Genomic DNA, 24269 nt, shown 5'->3' on the forward strand with positions numbered 1-24269 from the left:
GTTTCTGTGTCACGACGGCGTTTCGCGAATGGCTCGGGGTCGAGTTATTCTTTGCGACGATGCCTCATTCCGTTCTCGCGTCGCGCTACGTCGTGGTTGCTGCGGTTCTCGGAGGGGCCCTCTTCGCGGCCTGTGGAAGCAGCTCCGAGTCCATGTTTTCCGGAGGGAATGCCGACAGCGGCACGAACGGATCGAGTGGCAGTAGCGGCAACTTCGTCGATCCGAACGGTGATGGCGGCACTTCGCCGGGCACCACCGTGACGGCGCTGGTGTTCGATCCTGCAGCCCAAACGATCGTCGTCGACGGGTCCGGGCCGAAGACGGCGACGTACAAGTTGCACGCGACGCTGCCGGGCGGCTCGGTCGTCGATGTGTCGCCCGAGTCGCTCCAGTTCGACCGCCCCGACCTCGCATCGGCGGCGACCGGCAACCCGGTTACCCTGACGGCGGGCGGCGAATACGCGGGAACCGGCAAGCTCCACGCGATCTACGGCGGCGTCGAAGCGCTCGCGGATCTGACCGTGCAGATTGCACATAAAGACGTCGGCGCGGGCGTGACCCCGACGATTCAAGCGGCCCTCGACGCCGCGGGACTCGGCCAGGACCCCGCGGTCTCCACGTTCCGTTATCCGTACGACAAGACCGTCTTCCCGCTCGGCATCACCTCGCCGCTCGTCATGTGGGACGCACCGGTTTCGGGCGACGTCTACAAGCTGCACCTCGAGCAAGCCACGTACACCTACGATCTCTATGCGACGGTGAACGGCCTCGGGCAGCTTCGCGTCGATCAGACCGTGTGGGATCGCATCACCGCATCCAATACGGGCGATCCCCTCAAGGTCACGCTCTCGCGTTACTCGATGGCGAACAAGACCGCCTACGCGGCGGCGACCCAGAGCTACACCATCGCGCCGGTCAGCCTCCGCGGTGCGATCTACTATTGGACGGCTTCACAGCTGAACGGCGTCCGCCAAGGACACATCGCGCGCATTCGACCCGGCTCCGGCTCGCTCCCCGAGCCGATGAGCACCGGCCGGAGCGACCAGTGCATGGGATGCCACGCAGTCAGCGCCGACGGCAGCACGCTCGCGGCGGCCATCGAGGCGGCGCCCACGGGCGATCCCGCGACGTCTCCGTACACCAACGGTTGGAAGAACGGACGCGCGTGGGCCTCGTTCGATCTCCCGGCCGGCACCGTCCGCAAGCAAACGACGATGCACGGCGGCAACCTCGCGCTCACGCCCGACGGTAAGTACACCGTCTTCGGCGGGCGCATGCAGACGAACGCCCAGGCTTCGAGCAACACCTGGCAGGCCGGCTCGAAGTACATGACCCTCGCCGACACGAAGACCGGCGACATCGTCGTCGCGAGCGGCCTCGATGACGTGCAGATCGCCGCTGGCGCCGGGCTCGCGATGCCGGCCTTCGCGCCCGACGGCAAACACCTCGCCGCGGTCGAGTTCACCGGCGCCGCGAACGAACTGCGCGACAACGTGCTGCCCAACAGCGTGAGCATCGTCATCTTCGGCTTCGATCAAGCGACACTGAAGTTCACCGCCACGCCGACGAGACTCCCCGTCGCCTCCTTCGCCCCGTACGCCGCGACGGGCATTGGCTATCCGTCCTTCACGCCGAATGGCAAGTACGTCGCCTTCCACGTCGGCAATCACTCGACGGGATGCTTCAACGACGTGGGCTACGGCAACTGTGACGACGGCACGCGCCATCGCGGCGCGATCTGGTACCAGGCGACCGACGGTACCGGGCAGCCCGTTCGCCTCGCGGCACTCGATGACCCGCCCGCCGCCGGCGACAAGGAGCTCACCGTCGAACCGACCTTCAACCCCGTCGAGCGCGGCGCGTACTCGTGGGTCGTCGTCACCAGCATGCGCGACTGGGGCAACAAGCTCACCGGCGCCGCCATCAACGGCAAGCGACGCCTGTGGGTCGCCGCCATCGACACGGCGACTGGCGCCACCGATCCGAGCCACCCGCCGTTCTATCTCGAGGGCCAGGAAGACTCGCCCAACATGCGTGGCTTCTGGACCCTCGCGCAATGCACGCCCACGCCCGCGCCAGGCGCCGGTGGAGGTCAATGCTCGGCAGGCTTCGAGTGCTGCTCGGGTTTCTGCGACAAGGGCGTCTGCGTCGACGTCAGCAAGATCGCATGCACCGGTATCGGCGGCGAATGCACCTCGTCCGGCGACTGCTGCAATCCCTCGAGCGTCAGTTGCGTCGACGGAAGGTGCAGCGCGAACGTCGTGAAGTAGTAGACTGCGCGCCATGAGCAGTACCCATCGCTTCGCAGCTCATCTGGAGTGGACCGGAGCCGCTTCCGGTCCCGTTCGCGACTACGAGGGTTATTCGCGCGAATACCGCGTGGACATCGAGGGTAAGCCGTCGCTTCGCGGATCGGCAGCTCCTCCGTTCCGGGGCTCGCCCGAGCTTCACAACCCGGAAGACTTGCTCGTGGCGTCGCTCTCGGCCTGCCACTGCCTCTCGTACCTCGCGCTCTGCGCTCGCGCCGGCATCGTGGTGCTCTCGTACGAAGACGACGCCTCGGGCGTCATGGCCTTCGATCGAACCGCGAAGGTGATGAAATTCTCCGAGGTGATGCTCCGGCCTCGCGTTCGGATCGCCGCCGGGGCGGACGTCGACAAGGCACGCGCGCTCCACGAGACCGCTCACCACGAGTGCTTCATCGCGAACTCGGTGAACTTCCCGGTTCGCAACGAGCCGCTTGTCACGCTTGCCACGCTCGAGGGCTGAGCTCGAATCAGCGAAACGCCGAGTGGCTCTCCGTCGGCGACGACGTCATCTGCGTCAGCGCCTCGATCACGAGCTCGAGGCGTTGATGGGCGAGCTCGACGCCTTCGAGAACGATCGAGGCGCTGCCCGTTCGATACGAGAGACGCGGTGATCGATCCGACAGATCGACGAAGAGCGCCTTCGCGGCGGGCAGCGAGAGAAGCTCTTTCGCCAGCTCGGAAGGGGAAGCCGTGACACTGAAGCCCGCCCGGAGCTCCTCGTCGAGGCCTTCGGGCGCGCGGCTGACGACCTTCTTGATGCGCGAGAGCGCATCGTGCCGCTTCACGAGGACGCGCCCCATCGGACCGCGTCCGCCCTCGGTGCTGGCCAGCGTCCGATACGCGCCGTCGTCGGTCTCGTAGATACCGATCTCGAGCTCGGCGCCGCTCCGTAGCTCACCATGGATGACGGGCCCGCCGTTCAGGACTCGAAAGCCGAGCCCGAGATTCGAGGCGACGTCCGACCAGACGTCCGCGGCGGCACGCAGGGTAGACGACTCCCGAAGGATGCGATCGGCAAACGCGTCCTTCTCGTGACGCGACGTGTACAGACGGAACAGCTGCCGATAGAGGACCACGCGTCGAGCCTGCCACGGACTCGCGCTCGCAAGAAGGGTGCCTCCGAATGCCCTTTAAAAAAGGCCGTTCGAAAGCGCTAACTTCGGCATCGTCGGTGGAGCGGGGGCGACCCCCGCCACCACGTCGCGCTTTGCGACGAACCACGCGTGCTCACATCCGTGCTCGTACTCCTTCTTTCTGAGCGGTCCTCGCACGGAAGATCGCGAGCGCGACGTTACGTCTTCTCCAAGCGCGACCGCGCCCCGTATCTTCGTCTGCCGCCGTAAGGCGGACAGGAAAGGATGGCTGGGGCATGGGTTTTCTCGACGTGATCAAGGGGCTGTTTGGCGGGGCAGTGAACCAAGTCCAGCAGCAAGTCGATGGCGCGACGCCGGGGTCGCATGCGCAGCCGCCTGCGCACGCCCACGCGCACGCCCACGTCGAGCACGAGGATGAAGACGATGCGGACGAGCAGCAGGCGTTCGACACGGCCCGCTTCGATCCGAACGACGAAGACGGCTTCTTCAACGCCGTGCTCCACATGGAGAGCGAGGGCGAGGGCGGTGGCACCGACGCGTCGCGCGCGGAGATCATGGCCAAGTACGGCATCCGCGACCGCTCGCACTGGCAGACGGTGAAGGACTCCGTCTACAGCGTGCTCGCGCGCAAGCACGGTTCGATGGACCACGTCATGCAGCAGGAAACGAACTTCCGCATGGGCCAGATGCAGCGCCGCATGCAGGGCGCGACCGCGAAGGCGGCGGCGAGCGGCGAGCTCAATCCCGTCGAGGGCATCACCCTCGAGGCCTGGGCGGCGATCAACGCGGCCATCGTTCAGGGCGCGAACCTCGAGGACTTGCTCAAGGGCAGCGGCATCGATCAGGCGCGCTGGGATCGCGCGAAGGGCGAGTGGGAGGCGCGCATGGCTCGCGACACCACCTTCGCCATCGCCCAGATCTACGGCAACGCCTTCCAGAACGCGTCGAAGGGCAAGTACGCCGAGTTCGCCCGCGAGGCGAATGCGGCGCGCGCTGCGAATCGTGAGCTCTCGATGCAGCCGCCGGTCACGCTCGAGCAGTACTACGACATCCTCTTCGAGCAGGCTTACGCGTCGAAGCAGGGCAAGGACGCGGCGCAGGCGCTCAAGGACATGGGCCTCAGCGTCGTCGACTGGTGTGACCTGTCGTCGTTCATGGGCTATCACTTCTACCGGACGGCGGGCCTCAAGAACCGCGAGTACTCCGACCTTCTCGCCAAGACGCAGGCCAAGTTCGAGGCCAAGTATCCCGGCGTGAAGGCGGATGTCGACATCTCCTTCTGATCGCTCTGAGAACGAGGGCACGACCGGCATCGGGTCGGTCTTCAAGCGTGCGGTGGCTGCGCAGCGAGAGAACGCTGCCGCCACCGACACGCCGGCTCCCGTGAGCTCGCTGCCGGAGCGCATCGAAGTGCGAACTTGCTCGCACTGCGGTGCCCCTCGTCAGCGTGAAGAACTGTCGTGTCGTTTTTGCGGAGAGAAACTATGAGTGCACGCGCGCACGAACGTTGGGCGGCGTTTCTGAAGCAGATTGCCGATCGGCACAAGCTCGTCTCGGACGAAGCCGAACAAGGTGCGCGCGCTGCGCTCGCAGAATGTGGCTACGACCCCACGCCCGTCGCTTCGGCATGGGGAGCCGTCACGCATCGCTTGCAGGAGCTCGAGCGACGCATCATCGACACCTGGAACGAGAAGGTCGGCGATACGTTCCAGGCCGAAGGCTACGACCAAGCGACGTGGGACAGCGAACGTCGCAAGGGCGAAGACCTCGCGTTCGCGCTGGAGAACGCCCGCCAGGCTCTCGAGATGCGCGTTCTCGCCAACGGCGCGCGCGAGATGTTCGGTCGCGCGCTTGCCACGCAGAAGGAGCGTCTCTGTCCGCGATGCGGAGCGCAGCTCGCGATTCCGTTCACGCACCGTGCGATCAACGTGACCTGTGCACACTGCAACAGCGTCGGCACGTTCGAGCCGGGCGCGCTGCTCCGCACGGTGGTGGCGTTTGCCGAGCACCCCGTCTCGTGGGAGGCGGCGCAGCAGGAGTGGCTCGCGATGCGCATCGCCGAGCGCCGCATCCGCGACACGCGCTCGCCGGCGCCGCTGGCGCTCTTGAAGGACTACGAGCGCGCCCAGATCGCCTACTGGTTCCGTTACATCGGCACCCGGGTGCACTTCGCGCCCGAGCTTCGTGACGTGGCGCACGAAGTTCGCTCGCGCATGGACGGCTGGTACCGAATGTCCGCCGAACACGAGCAGGAGTGGGTACGCGCCGGACGGCCGCGCGAAGTCTTCTAACGGACCGACGCGTGCCGCCCGGCATTCGTGCGCCCAGCGTTCGTAGCTGGGCGTCGAAACGAGATTACTGGCCGCCGGGGAGGCAGAGGCCGGTCATCGCGTTGCACGAGTTACCCTGCGCGCAGTCGATGGCGCTCTGGCAGGGGAACGCACACTTGCCGTACTGCGTGTTGCAGCGGGCGAGACCGCAGCTCGCGTCGCTGGTGCAGGGCAGGGCGAGGGGGCCCGGCGTTGCCATCTGACCACCCGCGGCGGGCGTGGGGGCCGCCGGCTGCTGCGGGTACCCCTGCTGCGGGTACTGGCCCTGCTGCTGGGGGTAACCCTGCTGGGGGTACTGGCCCTGCGGGTACTGGCCCTGCGGGTACTGGCCCTGCGGGTACTGGCCCTGCGGGTACTGCTGGGCTTGGGGCGTTGCGGGCTGGGCGGTGTCGTCGCTCTTTGCGCACGCCGTTCCGAGCACCACACAGACGACGAAACCACCCGCAATCAAGGCACGCTTCATTCTTCGATCTCCTGTCCTTCCACTTCCTGCACGGCGGGAGACTGCCCCCAAGCCGTCGAGAGGTGGCTGGTGGGAGGGATGCTATATCGCCCGAGGGCTCGAAGGCAGTCTTCTGCCGCGCGAAAGTGCGGATAGGGTCCGCGGGCTTCGCGACAGCCCCAACCATAGTCGTGAACGCGGCGTGCCCCGTGAAGCTCGTGCGAGCCGAATGTTATGGATTGTTAAGGCGTTTCGCGGCCACGAAAAGGCGGCGGGCCCGGCGAAATGACGGTGTCGTCATCCTCGTCGAGCCCGCGCCTCGCGCTCCTCTGCTGAGGTTCCGCTACGTCGTCACGGCGTGACCGTGACCTCCAGCGTGGGGACGCCGGTGGCGCCATCGAGGCCGTCGACGAAGAGGAAGTACTCGGTGCCGGCGGAGACCCCGAAGGTGACCGTGTCGTGGACGACGCCGGTGCACGTCGAGTAGGTGCTCTTCGCGAACTCCGTCGTCGGGTCGTTGCACACCGAGCGCGCGTACACGGTGACGTTGGCCATGCTGCGCGCCTGGGCCTTGAGCGTGCCCGCGACGTTCGGAACGACGCGGACCACGCCGTCCTTGGCGTTGCCACCGCACGCCCCGACGTAGTCGGCGTTCAGGTTGGTGGTCTCGAAGGTGACCGTACCCTTGCGCGGGGTGTTGCCGGTGCCGGTGAGGGCGAGCGTGTAGCCAGGGCACTTGTCGACGCCGGTGATCGTCTTTTCGAGCTTGCAAGTCGCGCTGCAACCGTCGCCGCTGATCGTGTTGCCGTCGTCGCACTCCTCGTCCACGGTCGGCGTGAAGAAGCCGTCGCCGCAACCCGGCGGCACGAGCGACACGTCGAGGTTGAAGCGTCCGGACTCGTTCGCGTCCTTGCCGTCGACGACGATGTAGATCGTCTCACCCGCCGCGACGGGAAGGGCGAGAGTCTCCTCCGAGCCCTTCGTCGACGCGTTCGCGCACATCGCGGGCGTACCCGTGAGCGAGCAGGTCGGCTTGCGGATACCGAGGATGACGTCGAACGTCGTGCTCTTGGCCGTGGCCCGGAGGACGCCCGCGGCCGGCGCCGTGACCGAGAAGAACGCGTTCTTGCCGAGCGCGTAGCAGGCGTCGAGCGTCGAGGTCGCGAAGTTGCCGTTCGCGAGCAGGTTCAAGGTGCCGCGCGCGAGCGACGCGCCATAGTTGCCGCCGCCGAGCGGAGCGAGCGTGATGGCTTCTGCATCGTTGCACGTGCTGCGCGACGTGATCGGTTCGAGATGGCAGTCGGCATCGCAACCATCGTTCGGATCGCGGCCGCCGTCGTCACACGTCTCCGTGCCTTCGATGCGACCGTTACCGCACGTGGGCGGCGTGACCTTGACGTTCAGTTCGTAGGAGCCGCCGGAGGCCAAGCCGCTGGAGACCGCGCTCTCGACGAAGAGATAGTACGTCGTGTTCGCAACGACCGGCGTGGCGACGGTCTTCATGACGCTGCCGAGGCCGATCAGACCGAACGGAGTCGTGCTAGCGCTGGCCTTGTAGCTGCAATCGAGGATGTCCGTGGCGACGGCGCCGGCCGGGGTGCCCGTGCACGCCTTGAGAACGCCGAGCACCGAGTTGAACGGCCCCACGAGCGTGCCTTCGAGGTAACCGTCGGTCGTTGGGGTAATTGCGTAGACTGTGTCGCCGCCGGAAGAGCTGTAGATGCCGCATTCCTTGACGTCGTTCGCCATTCCCTTGGTCGTGCCGGAGACGACCGCCGTGTACGTGCCGTCGTTTTGCAGGTTGAGGGGAACCGGATGGCCGGGGCACTTGTCGACGTCGGCGAACGTCTCGAGCTTGCAGTCGGCGGTGCATCCGTCGCCGGCGACCGTGTTGCCGTCGTCGCACTGCTCGTTACCGTCGAGGAGATGGTTGCCGCAGGAGGACGGCGTGATGGCCACGTTGAGCTGGTACGGGCCGCCGTAGATCTTCGAGCTTTCTTTGTGGCCGTCGACGAAGAGGTAGAACCACTGCCCGGCGTTGACCGGGAACTCCAGGCTCATGGCGCCGGGTGCTTCGATCTGTGTGCACCCGAGCTGGTAGTCGGAGCTGTAGCAATCCGACTTCGCGTGCAGGTTCGCCTTCGAGTAGCCCGTCACGACGTCGGCCTTCACCGAGCCGGCCACGTCGGACTTGATCGCGTACACGACGTCGTTGCCGGCCCAGTAGAAGCAGCCGACCGAAGCGAGCGCGGGCGTGCCACCTTGGACGAGCGTGTCGCCGGCGAAGCTGATCTTGCGAACCGCGCCGGGAGGGCCGGTGAGCTCGAATGGCTCGCCGGGGCAGTTGTTGAGGACGCCGCCCTCTTCGAGCTGACAGCCCGCAGAGCAACCGTCGCCGCCGACGAGGTTGCCGTCGTCACACGACTCGGGCGCTTCGGCGACGCCGTTGCCGCAAACGGCGGTGGTGACGTCGATGTCGAGCGTGAAGGGGCCGCTCGAACCGCCGTAGCCGTCGACGAGGAAATAGACCGGGGTGTTGGCGAAGACGGGAACCTCGAGGGTCGTCGTGCCGCCCGTCGCCGCCGAGATGTCGGAGCAAGAGGCCTCGCTCGTGGCGTCGTCGCACGTTCCGCGAGAGGAGATGATGGCGGGAAAGCCGGCCGTCAGCGTCACGAGTGCCTTGCCCGACGAAGGCGGCGTGAACGTGTACACCATGTCTCGGCCCGAGCCGCCGCCGCATGCGCTTCCGTACTGGTTGTACGCGGAGGCCGTGCTGCCGTTCACCGTGGCATGGAGGTTCGTGCCCTGCGCGGTGAGTGCGATGGTCGCGCCCGGGCAGATGTCACCTTCGAGTGCCGACTCGACCTTGCAGGTCGCGCTGCATCCGTCGTTGCTCTGCGTGTTGCCGTCGTCGCATTCCTCGCCCTTCTCGAGCTTGCCATTGCCGCACACGGCACCGGCGTCGGGGTTGCCCGTACCGTCCGTGGAATCCCAACCCGCGTCGGCTTGGGGCGAGGGCGAGCCCGAGTCGGGGTCGACGATCGTCGTCCCGCCGTCTGCCTCCGGGTCGTCGGTGGCCGACTTGGTCGCGAGGTCTTCGGTGGACGCCGCGCATGCGCCGAGCGTGATGGTGGCAGCAAGAAGGCTTCCGAAGGAGAAACGAAGGCGGCTCATGGCGTCACCGTGATCTTGAGCTGCGCCAGGCCCGACTGCCCGCCGAGCCCGTCGACGAAGATGTAATAGGGGGTGCCCTTGGTCACTGCGGTTGCGTACGAGCCCGTGCTGCTCGTGCAGCTCGCGCGCGGGATCTCCGAGTTCGCGTCGTTGCACGACGCCCGCGCGTAGATGAGCGTCGAGAAGTTCGAGGTCGACTTGACCTGGAGCTGACCGTCGATGTCCGGCGTGATCTTGATGATGCCTTCGTTGCCGCTTCCGCCGCATGCGCTGGCATACTTGCTGTTGAGCGGAACCGTGTTGACGGTGACCACCGCGCTGCGAACCTGCGTGCCGGTGCCGCTGAGGGGCAGGTCGAGGCCAGGGCAGCTGTCGATGCCCGGGATGCTCTCGATGGTGCACGTCGAGGAGCAGCCGTCGCCGTTCTTCGTGTTGCCGTCGTCACAAGCCTCGCCGCCCGAGACGAACGTGTCACCGCAACCCGCGGGGGAGAGCTTCACGTTCATGGTGAAGCGTCCGAACTGCGGGATGCTGTTGTAGCTGACGCCGGAGACGATGAGGTCGTAGCGCGTGCCCTGCGTGACCGGGAAGGTGATCTCGTAGCCACCGACGCCCGTGGCGCCGTCGCACGCGATGGGGGTGCCCGTCGTGCAGTTGGAACGCACGCCGAAGCTCGCCTTGAAGGTGGCCGAGGCCATCGTGGCGGTCACGACGCCGTCGATGGGCGCGATGAATGGATAGTGCCCGTCGAAGCCGATGCTCGAGCAAGGGCTGATGCTGTGCGTGACACCCGCCGTGTGCGTGAGGTTCGTCGTGCCCGAGACGATCGTGGCCGCCTTGGTGCCATCGGCCTTGTCCGTGAAGGTGAACTCCGGGGCAGTCGCGCATTCGTCGCGCGACAGATCGGTCTCGAGCTTGCAGCTATGGTCGCAACCGTCGCCGTCGTCGGTGGCGCCGTCGTCGCACGTCTCGCCGCCTTCGATGACGCCGTTTCCGCAAACCGAGCGATTGAGCGCCAGGTCGAGGACGAACGAGCCGCTTCGCGTGGCGGAGTTGCCGTCGACGAAGAGGTAGTACGGCGTCTCCTTGTTGACCGCGAATCGGATCGTCTTCTTGCCGTTGCCGTTGCTCGTCTTGTCACAGGCGACGTCGGCCGTGCCGGGGCACGCCGAGCGAACCGAGAGACCGACGGGGAACGTGGAGCCGGTGACCGTCGCGGTCATGTAGCCGTCGATGTCGCTCGTGACGGCATAGACGACGTCCGGCGCAGCCGTTCCGCACGTGGCGACCTTGCTGGCAGGAAGCGATTCGCCGGGGAGCGGCGTGGTGATGCCACGCAACGTGAGCGAGCGCGTGTCACCTGCGGCGTTCGCCGCCTCGAGGCGGAGAGGCTTGCCCGGGCACGTGTACGAGGCGCTGTCGCGCTCGACCTTGCAGGTGTCGGAGCATCCGTCACCGGCGGTGGTGTTGCCGTCGTCGCATTCCTCCGTCGCGTCGACGTACCCGTTGCCACAAGCCGCGGCCGTGAGCTTGGCCTCGACCGTGTACATGCCCTTCGAGCTCGTGTCTCCGTCGACGAACATGTAGACGGTCTGCTCGGCCGAGACCGGAATGGACACGTTCGTGGGCGTGAGGTTCGTGTCACCGACCGCGCAATCGACCTGCGTGGTCGTGTCGCTGCACTCGCGACGGACGTGGAGGACCGCCTTCGGATAGTTCGCGAGCAGGTTGACCGTGAGGCTGCCGTTGATCGTCGGCGTGATGGCGTAGATCGCGTTCGGTCCCGCACCGGCGGGTGAACATCCGACCGACGATCCGTAGCTCGAGGGGTTGGTCATCGAGGTCGTGTCGCCCGCGAAGCTGATCGTGCCTGGCGTTGCGGCCGAGGCCGCGAGGCGGTAGCCCATGCCCGGGCACGTCGAGACACTCGCGCTGTCCTCGAGCATGCAGTCCTTCGAACAGCCGTCGCCGTCGTTGGTGTTGCCGTCGTCGCACTCCTCGGGATGCTCGGCCTTGCCGTTGCCGCAGAACGCGGTTTGCACCTGGACGTCGAGCGTGAATTCACCCTTCGCGCCGCCGTAGCCATCGACCATCAAGTAGATGGGCGAGCCCGGGTAGACGGGGAAGGAGAGGAGCTCGCGGTTCGCGCCGGCGTCGGTGCTGGTTTCCGCGCAGGCGATCTCGGTCTTCACGTCTTCGCACGTCGAGCGTACGGAGACGATGGCCTCGAAGCCTGCCGACAGGCGCACCGTCGCGCGACCGACCATCGGCGACTCGATCTTGTAGACGGCGTCGGCACCGGAGCCGCCGCCGCAGCTCGAGGAATAGTGGTTGTAGAGCTTTGCCGTGCTGCCGAGGATCTGCCCCGTGTACAGCGTGCTGCCGTCTTCGTGCGTGAGCGTGAGCGGGGCGCCGTCGCAAACGTCTTCGGGGCCGGCGGATTCGATTTTACAATCCGCGCTGCAACCGTCGTTGTTCTGCGTGTTGCCGTCGTCGCACTGCTCGCCGCTCTCGAGCTTGCGGTTGCCGCACGTGGGGCCGCCGGTGCTCGTCTCGCTCGTGCCGCTGTCGCCCGTGGGCGAAGGGTGAGCCGCGTCGTTCGGCGTGGACGTCGGGGCGTCGGGGCCGGCATCGGGAGGGAAGTCGTCGACCGAGGCATCGTCGAGCGAGGTCGAGCACGCAGCGACGATGGAGACGAGCGCAACGGTCGGAAACAGCGCACGCACGGCGAGTCTGGGGCTCTCGAAGATCTTGCTGAACATCGCGCGCTCCCTCAGTTCGGCTTGAGAATGCAGCCGAGGCCGAGCTCGACCTTCGCGTCGATCGTGGCCTTGCCGATCGCGTCGCACGATGCCGGGCACAAGATGACCCGCGTCGGATTCTTGGCGTCGTCGTAGTAGTAGCCGCCGGTGGTGGCGCCGCAGTCGTCCTTCGACGTGACCTGCTTGATGTTCTGCGTCGGGTCGTTCTTGCCCGGCGTGAAGTGCACCTCGACCGAAGTCGGATCGAGAATGCCCTTCGACGGCTCGGGCGTGGGGAGGACGTACTCGCAACCGATGGCAGATGTGCGAACCGTGTCGAGTGCCTCGAGCAGCGCCTGCTGGGCGGCGGCTCCTACGCCGACGTTGAACGCCTTCGGTGCGCCTCCACCGGCCGCCGCGATCTGATCGAGGTTGCTGAAGGTCGCTCCCTGCATGCCCACCGCGAACGTCGCGACGCGTGGCACACCGGCGGGGGGATTCGCTCCGGCTGCAGCAACGTTCGCGACCTCGGAGACGCCTCCGCAGCTGTTGGGATCTCCGTCGGTGACCAAGATGATGGCGCCGGAGTGCGGCGAGTTCGCCTGAATGAACGTGCGCATCGCGGCGATCGAGCCCTCGAGACCCGAGCGCATCGGCGTGGCTCCGCCGTCTGCGTTCGTGGCGTCGACCTTCTGCTGGATCGGAATGACGTTGTCGGGGAGCGGAGCGATCGAGACGGCGGGCGTCTTGTAGAGGCTCGCGCTGCACTGATCGCCGGTAAGAAGCGGCGGGAAGAACTGTAGGCCCATGTTCATCCCGACGACCTCGGAGCGATCGGCGAAAGCGCGAATGGCCTTGGTCGCGGCCAGCCACTTGTCACCGCTCATCGAGCCCGAGCGGTCGATGAGGACGAGCATCGCGAGCGGAACGCGCTCGGCCGCGACGTTCTCGGAGAGGCACTTGCCGTTGTCGCCGGCGTCGAGTGGCTCCGCGCTCGCGTCGCCGTCCGTGAAGCTCGCGCTCGGAAGGTCGGAGGCGTCCTTCTTGTCCCCTTCTTCGAAGCCGGAGCGACCATTGCTGCTCGAACAAGCCGTCGAGAGGACGGTGGCGCCGAAAAGGGAGACGAGCGCGAGTGCGGCTCTACCGAGTCCGCGTTTTGCGAGGGAACTGCGATTCGATGCATTCGTCATGGCGTCACCGTCAGGAGCAAGGTGGCCGGACCAGAAGCGCCGGACAGCCCATCGATGAAGAAGTAAGTGGGGACTCCCGCTTGGACCGTGAACGACATGTCACGAACGAGCTCGGCGGGCTTGGTTGCGTCGTATTTCTTGCAGGCGAGCTCCGTGGTGCTGTTCGTGCACGACGTGCGCGCATAGAAGACCGTGGGCCACGAGCCGTTGAGAAGCGCCGTGAGCGTGCCGGTGACGTCGGAGGTCACTGCGATGACGCCGTCACGACCGTTGCCGCCGCAGGTGCCTGCGTAGTCGGCGGAGAGACTGGTCGTGGACAGCGTGACCGCCTTCTCGCGCGGCTGCGTTCCGGTACCCGTGAGCCTGATGGCCTCACCGGGGCACGTGTCGGCGTTCGCGAGCGGCTCGATATGGCACGCATTGCATCCGTCACCAGGCAGCGCGTTGCCGTCGTCGCACTCCTCGTCGCCGCCGACGATGCCGTCGCCGCAGGTCTGCGCCTGCATGCTCACGTCGAGCGTGAAGCTGCCGAGGTCCTTCACGCCGGGCGCGTCGACGATGATCCAGTACTTCGTGCCCGCCTTGGCGGGGAACGACACCTTCTCCGAACCGTTTCCGGTCGAGCGGTCCGAGCAGGTGAGGAAGCCGGTGCTCGTGTTCGGCGGACAGGCCGGCCGGACACCGAGCGAGATGTTGTAGGTGCTGTTCGTGATCGCCGAGACGACACCGTCGATGGGAGGCGTCACCGTGAAGTAGGCCTCCTTGCCGGCGCCTGCGCAGGGGGCCGCGAAGTAGCCGCCGCCCGGCAGGTTCCAGTTTCCGCCGAAGGCGCTCGCCGCGTAGACGCCGCTTCCCACCGTGGTCTCGGTGAGGTTCAGGGCCTCGGCGTTCGCGCACGTGGTACGCGTCGACGGCGTGGGCTCGAGCAGGCAGTTGGCGGCGCAACCGTCACCGTCGACGTGGGCGCCGTCGTCACAGGTCTCGCCACCTTCGATGATGCCGTTTCCGCACACCGATCGCCGAAGCGCGACGTCGAGCGTGTAGACGCCTTCCTTGTTCGCGTTGGTCGTGCTGCCCTCGACGACGAAGTAATACGTCTTGCCGGCCGTGATCGCCGCGCCGATGGACTCTTCACCGTTTCCACCGTCAGCCTTGCTACAGATCACGCTCGTGCCGCTGCCGGACGCGCTCTCGAGGATGCAATCCGCGCGAAGGTCGAGCAGGAGGTTGAAGTTGCCCTTGGCCTTCGCGCTCACCCAGCCGTCGTAGGGTGCGACGAACGTGTAGACTGCATCTTTGCGGTCGAGCGTGCCGCTGCAGCTCTTGACGGCGGCGGAGAGGATCGCCGTGCTCGCGGTCGTGCGGAACGTCTGCGGACCGGTGGGATCTCCCGCGAAGACGATCGGCATGCCGGGGCACGTATCGAGGCTCGCGGGCATGGGTTCGAGGGCACATGTTGCCGAGCAGCCGTCGCCGTTGACGGTGTTGCCGTCGTCGCAACCTTCGGGCGTCTCCAGCACACCGTTTCCGCACGTCGCAGGGGCGAGCGTGAGGTCGAGCGTGTAGAGGCCGCTGGCCGGCGTTCCGTCGACGTCCGCGAAGACGAAGTAGGTGTTCTCTGCGGCGACGGGGAAGGTGATGCGCACCGGCGACCCGGCGAGCGGCTCGGCGTGGCAGTCGATCTCCGTCGAGCTGTTGAAGCATTCGCGGCGCGCATGGAGCTGGCCCTTCGGGAACGCCGCGGTCATCTCGGCGGTGATCGCGCCGGAGATGGTCGGGGTGATCGCGTAGACCTGGTCCTTGCCGCTCGAGGCACTGCAGCCGAACGAGCTGGCCGTGTTGGCGAGAAGCGTCACGTCACCCGCGACGCTGATCTTCGTCGGCCCGGTTGGCGAGCCAACGAGCGTGTAGCTTGCGCCAGGGCACTTGCCGGCCGCCGCCATGGGCGTCTCGAACTGGCACGTCGGCGAGCACCCGTCACCGGCGACGGTGTTGTTGTCGTCGCACTGCTCGGGGTACTGCGCGAGACCGTCACCGCAGATGCTCGTCGCGATCTCCACGTCGATCGTGAAGGGGCCGCTCTTGCCTGCGACGCCGTCGACGACGAGGTAGACGGTCTGGTTCGCGGCGATCGGGAACACGAGGTCCGCGCCGCCGCCGCCCGTCGGGACGGCTTTGCATGCGCTCTCGCTCGCGTCGTCGAGGCAGTCACTGCGCAGCGCGAGGAACGCATCGAAGCTCGCGTTCAGGTGTGCGCGCACGCGACCGGGCACGTCCGAGGTGAGTGAGTAGACGACGTCCTTGCCGTTGCCACCGCCACAGTTGGCGCTCTGGAAGTTCGGCGTTGCGGACGAGGTATCGCCGCTCACCGTGCCCGAGCGCTGGCTGGGCCCCGTCGCCGAGAGAGGGATCGGGAGGCCGGGGCACGTATCCTCCGGCGACGTGCTCTCGACGGTGCAGGTCGAGCTGCAGCCGTCGCCGTCCTTGGTGTTGCCGTCGTCACACCCTTCGCCGTCGTCGAGGACGTGATTTCCACACGTGCCCACTGTCGCGTCGGCGTCCGCGGCGTCGGGCTTGGAGCTCTGCTTGCCGCCGTCGCTGTCCGTGATGAGTGTGGCCGGATCCGAGGCGTCGGGAACGTCGTCCTGGTAGGCGACGATCTGGTCGCTCGCGCAGGCGAGGAATGTCGTGCAGGCGAAGGCGAGACCGGCCGTGACTTGCCGGGCCCGCGCGCTCCGGCTCGAACGCTTGGGCTTGGCAGCCACTTCGTCGAGGCGTGTGCGAAGGGAAAGTTTCATCGTGATGCTTCCAGGGGCCTGTGCCGAAGGTTCGTCACCGCTCTGTCTCTTTGTCGTCGACACGCCGAGAACGAGTCACGGCGGCGCGTCGAATTCGCGTCGACTCACGGCGTTTCGACACCGGCGAATACGAAGGGCCGCACGGCCCATGGCGCGTAGAGAACTTCGCGACTGTCAGCCTTCGCGAGCACGTAGCGACGATTGTCGAATGGCACGTCGAGACCCGCGCCCCCGAAGAGCCGAAGTCCTGGTGCGCGATGTTCGAAACGCAGTTGCGCCCGCAAGACGGGAATCGCGTCGGTCTGCGGCGGCACGAGGCGAAGCGCGGTGGTTCGCGCGCCGATCGCCTCCGAGTGCACGACGTCGACACCGGCCCCCAGCGCAGGCGTGAGCACGTTGGAGCGCGACAGTGGCAGTCCGAACGTGACCAGACCTCGCAACGCCGCGCCCTCGGTGCGCACGCGCGCGATGCCTTCGTCGACGGTCAACGGAAGCCTGTATTGTGCAGTGAGTGCGACACCGTACGAGGCTCGCGGCGCGGATTTTTCGAGCTCGAGCACGATGCCCGGCCCCATGGCGATTTGGGGGCCGCTGCCTTGCAGAGCCGTCTCGTAGAACGCTCCGGCGTGGAAGCGGAGCGCTGGCCGCGGCGCGACGATCGGCACGAACACGTACGGCTCAGGCGGAGGCGGAGGCGGAGGCGGAACGAGCTGCGCGCGAAGTGTCTCGCGACCGATGCCGATCGTCTCGCCCGCGCGCAACGCCACCATGGCGAGCTCGACGATGTGTCCGAGTCCCTCCCAGGTGACCTCGGGATTCTCGTTGCGCGCGAGGTGCCTCACGAGAACGCGCTCCCACGTGCCGTCGACGATGTAGAGCGTCACGCGCTCGTGGTTCGTCATGTCGATCCACACGCGGGCGAGCTGGTCGTCGTTCGAAGCGCCGGGCGTCACGACCTCGACGGGATCGACCGCCCTTACGGTCGTGATGGTGACCCGGAAATCGTGGCCCGAGAGCCGTTCCTGCAGGATCTCGTCGACGCTCTTCGTGTGGACCGCCTCTCCGGCGAGCGCGATGTCGACGAGGTGCCGCTCGGTCGCGGGCGTGACCTGGTCGGCGACGGTCGTTGGCGCTCCGAACGCGCGGATCGGAAAGGCGAGAAGAGCGAGGCCGAAGAGAAAGGTCAGGGGGTGTGCGAGTTCTCGAGTGCTTCGAGTCGCTGTCTTGCGCGAGGCACCTGCAAGCTGTCCGGATGGTGCTGCAGCAGCTCTAGCCACGCCCGTCGTTCCTCGTCACGCTCGCCGAGTCGTTGAAAGGCGAGCGCACGACCGACGCGCGCTTCCTCTGCGAGCGTCTCGTCTCCCGAGACCTGCAGATACGCGTCGAACTCCGCGAGCGCGCCTCTCGGATCACTTTGACGATCTAGCAGCAGGCGCCCCAAACTCACGCGTGAAGCATGACTCTCTGCAGCATTTGGATATCGGGACTGTAGCGATCGGTAGAGTTGGATCGCGTTCGGGACGTTCCCTGCGCGACGCTCACCGTTCGCTTCTCGGAAGAGCTCCGCGGCGCTCGCGGTGTCGTTGACGCTCTCGTCGTGTCGGGCCGTACTCGGCTCTTTCCCCGTTGCCTTCGGTGCTTGGGCTGGCGCGCCGACGCTGGGCAGTTCGTCGATGGAGACGGTCTTTTCTTCGGTCGTACGTTCTTCGGTCGCGTTCGCTTTCGCCGGCGCGTCCGACGCGGAGTGCCCTTGTGCTTGCGGAGCCTTCTTTTCCGCCTCTTCTCGAGCGGTGGTGATCGAGTAGCTGCGGGTCACGAAGTACGCCGAGGCCATCGCCACGGACGCACCGAACGCGGCCGCCACGGGCAGCGCGTAGCGGAGGAGCTTGACGTTCGAGCGCGAGAGCCGCGCCGGCGCCTTCGCACCGGCGAGCGTGGACGTTTCGAGCGAAGTCATGGCGCCGTCGATGGCGCGCTTCAGGAGCGCGTCGTCGTTCACGTGGTCCTCTTGTTCGAGGGCCGCACGAAGCGCGTCGGCGAGCGGATCAGGGGGCGTCGTCATCGACCGTCTCCGAGAGCTCGAGGAGCGTTGGATCGTTCTGGATGCGACCGCGGAGCGCCGCTTTGGCGAGACGCAGCCGGCTCTTCACCGTGTCGATCGGTGCGCCGGTTTGCTCTGCGATTTCTTCCACGGAGTATCCGAAGAGAACGCGCTGCGCGAAGGCCTCTGCCTGTTCGGGGCGGAGCTGTTCGAGCATGGCGCGAAAGGCAAGTCGGCGGCGCGTCGACACGGCGCTTGCCGCGGGGGAGCCGGCCTCGTCGAGAATCGGCTCGTCGTCGATGCCCACCTCCGGTGCTCGACGTGCGCGACTTCGCCGATGATCGAGGGCGCGCCGCAGGGCAATCGAGCGCGCGAAGTGGAGGACGGAGGATTCGCCTCGGAACGAAGCCAGCGCATGGACCACGCCGACCAGCGACTCCTGCAGGACGTCTTCGATGTCGCGATGGTCGCGTCCGAGAACGGCCCTCACGACGCCGAGCAAGGTCGGGCCGATCGCCTCGAGCAGGCGTCTCGTCGCGACCGGATCCCCCGACCGAGCGGCGTCGGCGAGGGGTTTGAGGGGGTCCCCCGTCGCCATTCTCTTCTCGTTGTAGAACCGGATCGCCGAACGTGAAGAGGGCTTCGTGTCGCGTGCGTCCGACGGCGGAGCTTCGCTGGGCACGAGCAGGCGTACGCCCGACAGTGGCTCCTCGGCAATGACCGGGGCGACGTTCCTCGGGCCCGAGCTCGGCCAGAAGGACGAGAACATCCCCGAGCGCCTGGTCGCGGCGGAGGTCACGAAGAGACCTCCCGTTCTCGAAGGCAGATCCTCAGCAGATTCTGACGCTCGCGCCGAATCAGCGCGTCCGTGCGCTCCTTCGCAGCCTCGAGGGCCATGGCGCGGAGGAGCTCATCCAAGGAGATGAGTCCGGAGTCCTCGGTCGTACGACGGTCCATCGCTCGATCCCTTTTGTCGTTGGGCACTCGAGAACGGGTCACGACGTCGAAAGAAATTCTCGGGCTTGTCCCGCGACCGACGCGTGAGCGGCGCGGAGCCTGTTTTTCTCGACCACCGCGCGGTGGGGGTCGGCGTAGGGAATGGGCGCAGGCTGGGCTGCGCATGTGCGCAACGACGAGACGTGGGTAGAGCTCGGCGTGCGGATCGAAGTACCATGCGATCCCGAGGCCGCTTTGGTGACGAACTTCCTCTACGGGGACTCGACGGCATCGCCGCTGACGTCGAACTTTTTGGAATTCCTTCGGGATGCCGTGGATTTCACGGTGTTCGTGCTGCAGGCGGACGAGCGCATCAAGCAATGCCACGAGCGCGTCAAAGCCAGGAAGGCGGAAGCCAACCAGGAGCTCGCTCGACTCGAACGCTTCGTGGGCACGGTCGCGAAGGCGATCGAGACGGCGGAAAAGGGCGCGGCCACTTCGCCGGCGTCGCGATGTGCGGGGCGCCTGAACGAGCTCGTCGTCTCTACGCACAAAGCGTCCATCGAAGCGGCGAAGGTCGACCTCGCTGCCGACCTCGAACGCATCGACGCCGACGAAGCCGCGACGCGGCAAGAATCGTTCGACGCGCTCGCTTCGATGATCACGCGGCACGATCTGCACGGCGCATCGGCGGTGACGCGCCTCGTCCTCGACGGCGGGCGTTACGTGGCGAGCCTCTCGTGCCAGGCGTCGTTCGGTCTCGAGTGGGTCTGCGAGCTCGGCGCGGACGATGCGAACGTGTTCGCCTCGGCGCTGCGCATCGATCGGATCGCCCCGCAGCTCGAGATTCGTGCTCCGCAGGTGTCCGGTTGGATCACGAAGGAAGTGAAGGTTCGTCCGCAGAAGCTCGAACGCTTCCTGGTGCGGAAGCTGTCGAATGATGGAACCACGCTGAGCTTCGAGCTTCGCGCGGAATCGGGCGGCGAGAACGGGTTCGACTTCGAGATCGAGCTCTCCACCATGCGTTTGACCGCCGTGCGTGTGGGCCCGCAGGGTGACGCCGCGAACGGACCGTTCGAGATCCATGGCGACGATCTCGCCGCGCTCCTCGATCTCTCCGACAAGCTCGCGCGCGCGGCCGCCGCTTTCGAGAAGCGACGCCTCTTGAACGCCACGTTCGCGGGCACGGATTTCCAGGCGCTGCCGACGTTCATCCCGTTCGTCGAACGCCTCGTGGGGATGATGGCGCCTGTCCTTCACGTCATCTCGGAGCGCTCGCTCACCCAGAACGAGCTCGTGCTCCGCCGTGCGCTCGGCAACGATCGCCGCGAGGAGATCTTCGTCGCGAAGGGCACGCTGCGCGAGAAGTACGACGTGCTCGCGCCCGCGCTGCGTACGATCTTCAAGCCGCTTCGCCTCGAGCCGGAGACGCGCGCCAAGACTCCGCCGCCTCCTGCGCCGACGAACGAGGCCACGCCGATGCGCGCCGAGCTGCCGGCTTCGAAGCCGCCGCCTCCGCCTGGGACGCAGCCTCGTCCCGTTCCGATTCCGCCGCTCCGTGCGCCCCGCGCGAGTGCTCCGTCGTTCAGCTCCATCGAGGTGAAGGACGGTCAGCCCCTCGCCGAGTCGAAGCCGAATGCGAACGGCACTCCTCCGGCGACGAACGCGAAGGCGCGCGAGTCGGTGACGTCGGAGGCCAAGATCGCCGCTTCTCCGGCCCCGCCTCCTGCCGTGCCTGCGCCGAAGCCTGCGCCTGCCAACGGCGCGAGCGGTGGTCTCTCGCTCTCGTCGCTCGCCGCCGTGAAGAACGAGGCGCTCGCCGCCGCGCTCAAGAAGATCACGATGCTCTACAAGAATGGGCGCCTCGACGACGCCTATCCGGAGTTCAGTCGTCTCTTCACCGGCCCGAAGTTCGCGACGTTCGCCGTTGACGAGCGACGGCACGCCCTCGAGCTGATGCTCGTTCGCATGAAGCCCGCTCGCTCGACGCCTGAGGTCCTCGAGGCGTACCGCGCGGCGGTCACGCATCTCAAGGGGCTGTCCTCTGGCCGCCCCGAGGCGCGCGATCACGAGATGCTCGGCCTCGCCTTCAGCGTCCTCGAGGATCCCAAATCCGCCCGCTCGGCGTTCGAAAAGGCCCTCGAGCTCGAACGCGCGCGTGATGCGAAATCCGAGCGTTGCGAAGTCCTCGCGAAGCGGATCGAAGAAATCGCCGAAGCTCGCTGATCCGGATATCGGAGTTCCACCCCTCGGAATTCGATAGGGGACTGCGACAACGGGCAGGGACGTGGCGTCAGCCTTCTGATGCCCCGCCCCCTGTCGCGATTCGTCGCCCTCGCCACGTGCGTCGCCATTCTCGTCGTCGTGGAGGAAGGTTGCGGCAACCTCGTGGGCGCCGACTTCGACGGATGGTCGCTTCCCTCGTCGTCGACCGATGGCGGTACGTCCGAGGTAAGTGACGACATCGTTACCGAGGTTCCTGTTCCGGAGGACGTGCCGCCGGACGGATTGTGCGCCAGCGACCGGAAGGTCTGCGACGGCAAATGCGTCTCCAAGCTGGACCCTCGCTACGGTTGCAGTTCGGAGTCGTGCGACCCTTGCTCGATCAGAGATGCTACGGCGGCATGCACGACAGCTGGTACGTGCGCGGTCGGTCAATGCGACGAGGGCAGGCGGGATTGCAACACTCGCCCCGAGGACGGATGCGAAACGGACATCACGAGCTCGCACGACCAATGTGGAGCCTGCGGAGCAGCTTGCGATAGCGCACAGGTTTGCAGTCAGGGCGCTTGCTCGTCGTCGTGCGCAGGGGCGCTCGTCGACTGCAGTGGTTCGTGCATCGAGGTGGCGTCGAGCCCCGACCACTGCGGTTCGTGCTCGACCGTGTGTCCGACGGTCACGAACGCCACGCGCGCGTGCAACGACGGTACGTGCAGCTTCAACTGCAAATCGGGTTACGAGCGATCGGGGGCAGGGTGCATCAAGAGCACGCGCGTGATCCTCTTCGGAGGCTACGCTTACAACGCAACGACCTACGACGACACCTGGTCATGGGATGGCTCGTCGTGGACGAAGCAGAACGTCAACGGACCAGGCCCGGCTTCGGCCGTCTCGATGGCCACGCTGAATGGCAAAGCCTACCTTTTCGGAGGCCTCGATCGGAATTTCGCCGGGCGCATCGGGACTTGGTCTTGGGACGGTACGAGCTGGAATCTGGTCACCAGCGATGGACCCGAGGGGCGCCAATGGGCGGCGATGACAGCGGCCGGCGGCCGTCTGGTGTTGTTCGGAGGAGAGCCCGACGAAGGGGGCCGGATGCTCTCGGACACCTGGAGCTTCGATGGTGCGGGGTGGACGTCGTTGAATCCGAGTCCGTACCCGAACGAACGAGGGGGAGCGGCGATGGTCACGTTGGGGACCAAAGCCATCATGTTCGGCGGTGACTACACGCTGACCGCTCACGAAATTCTCCATGATACATGGGAGTGGAACGGAACTTCGTGGACGTCGCGAAGCACCACCGGACCGTCGTCTCGGACGGGCCACGCGATGGCCACGCTCAACGGCAAAGCCATTCTCTTCGGAGGACAGGGATATCAAGGCGTGACCTTCGCTGACACCTGGGAGTGGAACGGGTCGAGCTGGACACAGAAGAACGTCACGGGGCCCTCGGCTCGGTTCGCCCACCGCATGGCGACGATGAACGACCGCATCGTCCTCTTCGGTGGTTACGATGCGAACCAAAATGCCCTCTCCGATACGTGGGAGTTCGACGGCACGAGCTGGACGCAACGGAACGTCAGCGGGCCTGTCGCGCGCGGCGACTTCGGCATGACGGCTTACTGAGCCGGAGTGGACGGAGTCCACGGACGTCCGGAGGACTCGACGAAGCCCGAGCCGCATTGAAGCCGCGCTCGGCGCGTTCAACCCCCGAATCGAGCGCCGCCGCCAGGCTCGAACCTCTACCGGTGGGTGTCTCCGACGCGGTCGTCGTCGTCGTCCTCTTACTTCGCGCGCTTTCCTGCCGTCACACCCTCGGGATAGACTCCTGCAGCGGTGTCCAGGGCACGGTGAGGGTTTGATACGAGGGCGAAGTTGCACGGCGTTGTTTCGTGCGCTGCTCGCGTGGATCGTGGCGTACTCCGCCGACGTTCGCGTCGCGCACGCGCAGGAGCAGGCCGCGGGAAACGAGCATCCCGTGCGCTTCGCGCTCACGCTGGAGGGCGAGGGGAATCCGCTCGAATCCTGCGGCGGCGCCCAGGCGGTGCGCGATGCCGTCGAACATCGCTTGCGCCGCACCGTCTTCACCGATGCGGCCTCCGCGGACCGGTATTTCGTGGTCGGCGGCTCGCGACCGACGTTCGGCGTGGATTGGACGACGAGGATCGTCGAGCTCGACCGTCACGACCAGGAGGTCGGGCGACGCGAGGTCGTGGTGCCTGGCGACGAGTGTGCGAAGGCCGTCGAAGCGGTGGCGGTCGTGCTCTCGATCACGATCGGGCCGCCGCGCATGGTGCCGGGCCCGGTGCCAGGGACCGAACGGCCTTCGCCACCTTCGCCGCCGCCGCCGCCCGTCGTTCGTGAAGAGCCACGGGGCTTCATCGGTCCGCCCCCTCCGCCGGTGCCGGCCGCGCCTCCGCATCGCTGGGAGGCCATCCCTCTGCTCGAGCTCGAGGGAGGGTCGGGCATTCAACCGGGCGTCTCCTGGGGCGTGGGGCTCGGCGTCCAGGTCCGTCCTCCCGTTCCTCGTGTTTCTCTCCTTGCTCGGGCTCAATACTGGCCGAACAAGTCGAATCACGGAACGCCCGAGGCCGAGTTCGACCGCCTCACGGGCGTACTGCTGGGCTGTTATGACGTCTACCGCGCCGGGCAACTGACCCTGGCGACGTGCGCCGGGGGCGAGGTCGGACGCCTGCATGCCGATGTGCCGCGCGTGACGCGGTCCTCCGACCAGGTCTTGCTCGTGAACCTCGTGGGGGAGGTCCGCCTAGGCTACGTTTTCGGGCGAGGGCCGATCCTCGTCGAGCCGCTCGTCGCCGCCAACGTCGCGGCCGTTTTGCAGCGAGATCTCTTCACATTTCGAAACCGCGACGGGCAGGAGGCAACCCTCCTCCAGCCCGCGCCGATCGCCGTTCAGGGGGCCGTCGGCGTGGCCGTTCACTTTTTCTAATAATCCGGCCGGCGCGTCCCCTTTGTATTGGATCGAAGTCACAC

General features: G+C 66.7%; 17 protein-coding genes. 7 read left to right on the forward strand and 10 right to left on the reverse strand.

Translation table 11 applies throughout. The features are described 5' to 3' along the window. Positions 1-59: 59 nt before the first annotated feature. Both AKJ09_RS25105 and AKJ09_RS25110 read left to right on the forward strand, forming a co-directional pair. Entirely contained in the window at positions 60-2270 is a 2211-nt protein-coding gene (locus AKJ09_RS25105; RefSeq protein ID WP_146649920.1) for a TolB-like translocation protein, read from the forward strand. A 13-nt stretch (positions 2271-2283) separates the two neighbouring features. Beyond that, on the forward strand, positions 2284-2769 hold the full coding sequence (locus tag AKJ09_RS25110) for an OsmC family protein (protein WP_146649922.1): 486 nt from the start codon (positions 2284-2286) through the stop codon (positions 2767-2769). A 7-nt stretch (positions 2770-2776) separates the two neighbouring features. Here AKJ09_RS25110 and AKJ09_RS25115 read toward each other — a convergent pair whose 3' ends face one another. After that, positions 2777-3385, reverse strand: coding sequence for a hypothetical protein (locus AKJ09_RS25115; protein ID WP_146649924.1), 609 nt, complete (start codon positions 3383-3385; stop codon positions 2777-2779). Between the two features lie 293 nt (positions 3386-3678). On the opposite strand from AKJ09_RS25115, the gene AKJ09_RS25120 reads away from it, so the two are divergent. After that, positions 3679-4686 (forward strand): hypothetical protein, encoded by a 1008-nt coding sequence (locus AKJ09_RS25120; protein WP_146649927.1) that lies wholly within the window; start codon positions 3679-3681, stop codon positions 4684-4686. A 201-nt stretch (positions 4687-4887) separates the two neighbouring features. Then, positions 4888-5694 (forward strand): hypothetical protein, encoded by an 807-nt coding sequence (locus tag AKJ09_RS25125; RefSeq protein ID WP_146649928.1) that lies wholly within the window; start codon positions 4888-4890, stop codon positions 5692-5694. Positions 5695-5758: 64 nt separating this feature from the next. Here AKJ09_RS25125 and AKJ09_RS53265 read toward each other — a convergent pair whose 3' ends face one another. The 9 genes from AKJ09_RS53265 to AKJ09_RS53270 all read right to left on the reverse strand — a co-directional run bounded on the left by AKJ09_RS53265 (position 5759) and on the right by AKJ09_RS53270 (position 19076). Further along, positions 5759-6196, reverse strand: a complete 438-nt coding sequence (locus tag AKJ09_RS53265) for a hypothetical protein (RefSeq protein WP_169927845.1) — start codon at positions 6194-6196, stop codon at positions 5759-5761. Between the two features lie 330 nt (positions 6197-6526). After that, complete coding sequence (locus AKJ09_RS25135; protein ID WP_146649930.1) at positions 6527-9349, reverse strand: DUF4215 domain-containing protein; 2823 nt, start codon at positions 9347-9349, stop codon at positions 6527-6529. Continuing rightward, positions 9346-12111, reverse strand: a complete 2766-nt coding sequence (locus tag AKJ09_RS54995) for a DUF4215 domain-containing protein (RefSeq protein ID WP_240488584.1) — start codon at positions 12109-12111, stop codon at positions 9346-9348. The genes AKJ09_RS25135 and AKJ09_RS54995 overlap by 4 nt, the downstream gene beginning before the upstream one ends. Positions 12112-12122: 11 nt before the next feature. Then, complete coding sequence (locus AKJ09_RS25160) at positions 12123-13280, reverse strand: vWA domain-containing protein (protein WP_146649933.1); 1158 nt, start codon at positions 13278-13280, stop codon at positions 12123-12125. Next, a complete protein-coding gene (locus tag AKJ09_RS55000; RefSeq protein WP_240488585.1) occupies positions 13277-16078 on the reverse strand; it encodes a DUF4215 domain-containing protein in 2802 nt (933 codons plus the stop codon). The genes AKJ09_RS25160 and AKJ09_RS55000 overlap by 4 nt, the downstream gene beginning before the upstream one ends. 104 nt (positions 16079-16182) lie before the next feature. Continuing rightward, positions 16183-17355 (reverse strand): hypothetical protein, encoded by a 1173-nt coding sequence (locus AKJ09_RS25190; protein ID WP_146649935.1) that lies wholly within the window; start codon positions 17353-17355, stop codon positions 16183-16185. Then, the gene (locus tag AKJ09_RS25195) at positions 17262-18140 is read right to left on the reverse strand and encodes a tetratricopeptide repeat protein (RefSeq protein WP_146649937.1); all 879 of its coding nucleotides are present in this window, start codon (positions 18138-18140) and stop codon (positions 17262-17264) included. The genes AKJ09_RS25190 and AKJ09_RS25195 overlap by 94 nt, the downstream gene beginning before the upstream one ends. Continuing rightward, positions 18124-18918 carry an RNA polymerase sigma factor gene (locus tag AKJ09_RS25200; RefSeq protein WP_146649938.1) on the reverse strand — a complete coding sequence of 265 codons (795 nt, stop codon included), beginning with the start codon at positions 18916-18918 and terminating at the stop codon, positions 18124-18126. Before AKJ09_RS25200 ends, AKJ09_RS25195 begins: the two co-directional genes overlap by 17 nt. Continuing rightward, positions 18915-19076 carry a hypothetical protein gene (locus AKJ09_RS53270; RefSeq protein WP_169927846.1) on the reverse strand — a complete coding sequence of 54 codons (162 nt, stop codon included), beginning with the start codon at positions 19074-19076 and terminating at the stop codon, positions 18915-18917. Before AKJ09_RS53270 ends, AKJ09_RS25200 begins: the two co-directional genes overlap by 4 nt. Positions 19077-19217: 141 nt before the next feature. On the opposite strand from AKJ09_RS53270, the gene AKJ09_RS25205 reads away from it, so the two are divergent. From AKJ09_RS25205 to AKJ09_RS53275, 3 genes are all read left to right on the forward strand, one after another. Beyond that, the gene (locus AKJ09_RS25205; protein ID WP_146649940.1) at positions 19218-21281 is read left to right on the forward strand and encodes a hypothetical protein; all 2064 of its coding nucleotides are present in this window, start codon (positions 19218-19220) and stop codon (positions 21279-21281) included. A 78-nt stretch (positions 21282-21359) separates the two neighbouring features. Next, positions 21360-22901, forward strand: a complete 1542-nt coding sequence (locus AKJ09_RS25210) for a Kelch repeat-containing protein (protein ID WP_146649942.1) — start codon at positions 21360-21362, stop codon at positions 22899-22901. A gap of 259 nt (positions 22902-23160) precedes the next feature. After that, a complete protein-coding gene (locus AKJ09_RS53275; RefSeq protein WP_169927847.1) occupies positions 23161-24225 on the forward strand; it encodes a hypothetical protein in 1065 nt (354 codons plus the stop codon). The last annotated feature ends 44 nt before the right edge of the window (positions 24226-24269 follow it).

The sequence above is a fragment of the Labilithrix luteola genome, assembly GCF_001263205.1.
Lineage (GTDB): Bacteria > Myxococcota_A > Polyangia > Polyangiales > Polyangiaceae > Labilithrix > Labilithrix luteola.

Excerpts from the sequence above, each read along its gene's own strand:
- AKJ09_RS25105 (WP_146649920.1), top strand. The coding sequence starts at position 60 with ATGCCTCATTCCGTTCTCGCGTCGCGCTACGTCGTGGTTGCTGCGGTT.
- AKJ09_RS25110 (WP_146649922.1), top strand. The coding sequence starts at position 2,284 with ATGAGCAGTACCCATCGCTTCGCAGCTCATCTGGAGTGGACCGGAGCC.
- AKJ09_RS25120 (WP_146649927.1), top strand. The coding sequence starts at position 3,679 with ATGGGTTTTCTCGACGTGATCAAGGGGCTGTTTGGCGGGGCAGTGAAC.
- AKJ09_RS25125 (WP_146649928.1), top strand. The coding sequence starts at position 4,888 with ATGAGTGCACGCGCGCACGAACGTTGGGCGGCGTTTCTGAAGCAGATT.
- AKJ09_RS53265 (WP_169927845.1), bottom strand. The coding sequence starts at position 6,196 with ATGAAGCGTGCCTTGATTGCGGGTGGTTTCGTCGTCTGTGTGGTGCTC.
- AKJ09_RS25135 (WP_146649930.1), bottom strand. The coding sequence starts at position 9,349 with ATGAGCCGCCTTCGTTTCTCCTTCGGAAGCCTTCTTGCTGCCACCATC.
- AKJ09_RS54995 (WP_240488584.1), bottom strand. The coding sequence starts at position 12,111 with ATGTTCAGCAAGATCTTCGAGAGCCCCAGACTCGCCGTGCGTGCGCTG.
- AKJ09_RS25160 (WP_146649933.1), bottom strand. The coding sequence starts at position 13,280 with ATGACGAATGCATCGAATCGCAGTTCCCTCGCAAAACGCGGACTCGGT.
- AKJ09_RS55000 (WP_240488585.1), bottom strand. The coding sequence starts at position 16,078 with ATGAAACTTTCCCTTCGCACACGCCTCGACGAAGTGGCTGCCAAGCCC.
- AKJ09_RS25195 (WP_146649937.1), bottom strand. The coding sequence starts at position 18,140 with ATGACGACGCCCCCTGATCCGCTCGCCGACGCGCTTCGTGCGGCCCTC.
- AKJ09_RS53270 (WP_169927846.1), bottom strand. The coding sequence starts at position 19,076 with ATGGACCGTCGTACGACCGAGGACTCCGGACTCATCTCCTTGGATGAG.
- AKJ09_RS25205 (WP_146649940.1), top strand. The coding sequence starts at position 19,218 with ATGGGCGCAGGCTGGGCTGCGCATGTGCGCAACGACGAGACGTGGGTA.
- AKJ09_RS25210 (WP_146649942.1), top strand. The coding sequence starts at position 21,360 with ATGCCCCGCCCCCTGTCGCGATTCGTCGCCCTCGCCACGTGCGTCGCC.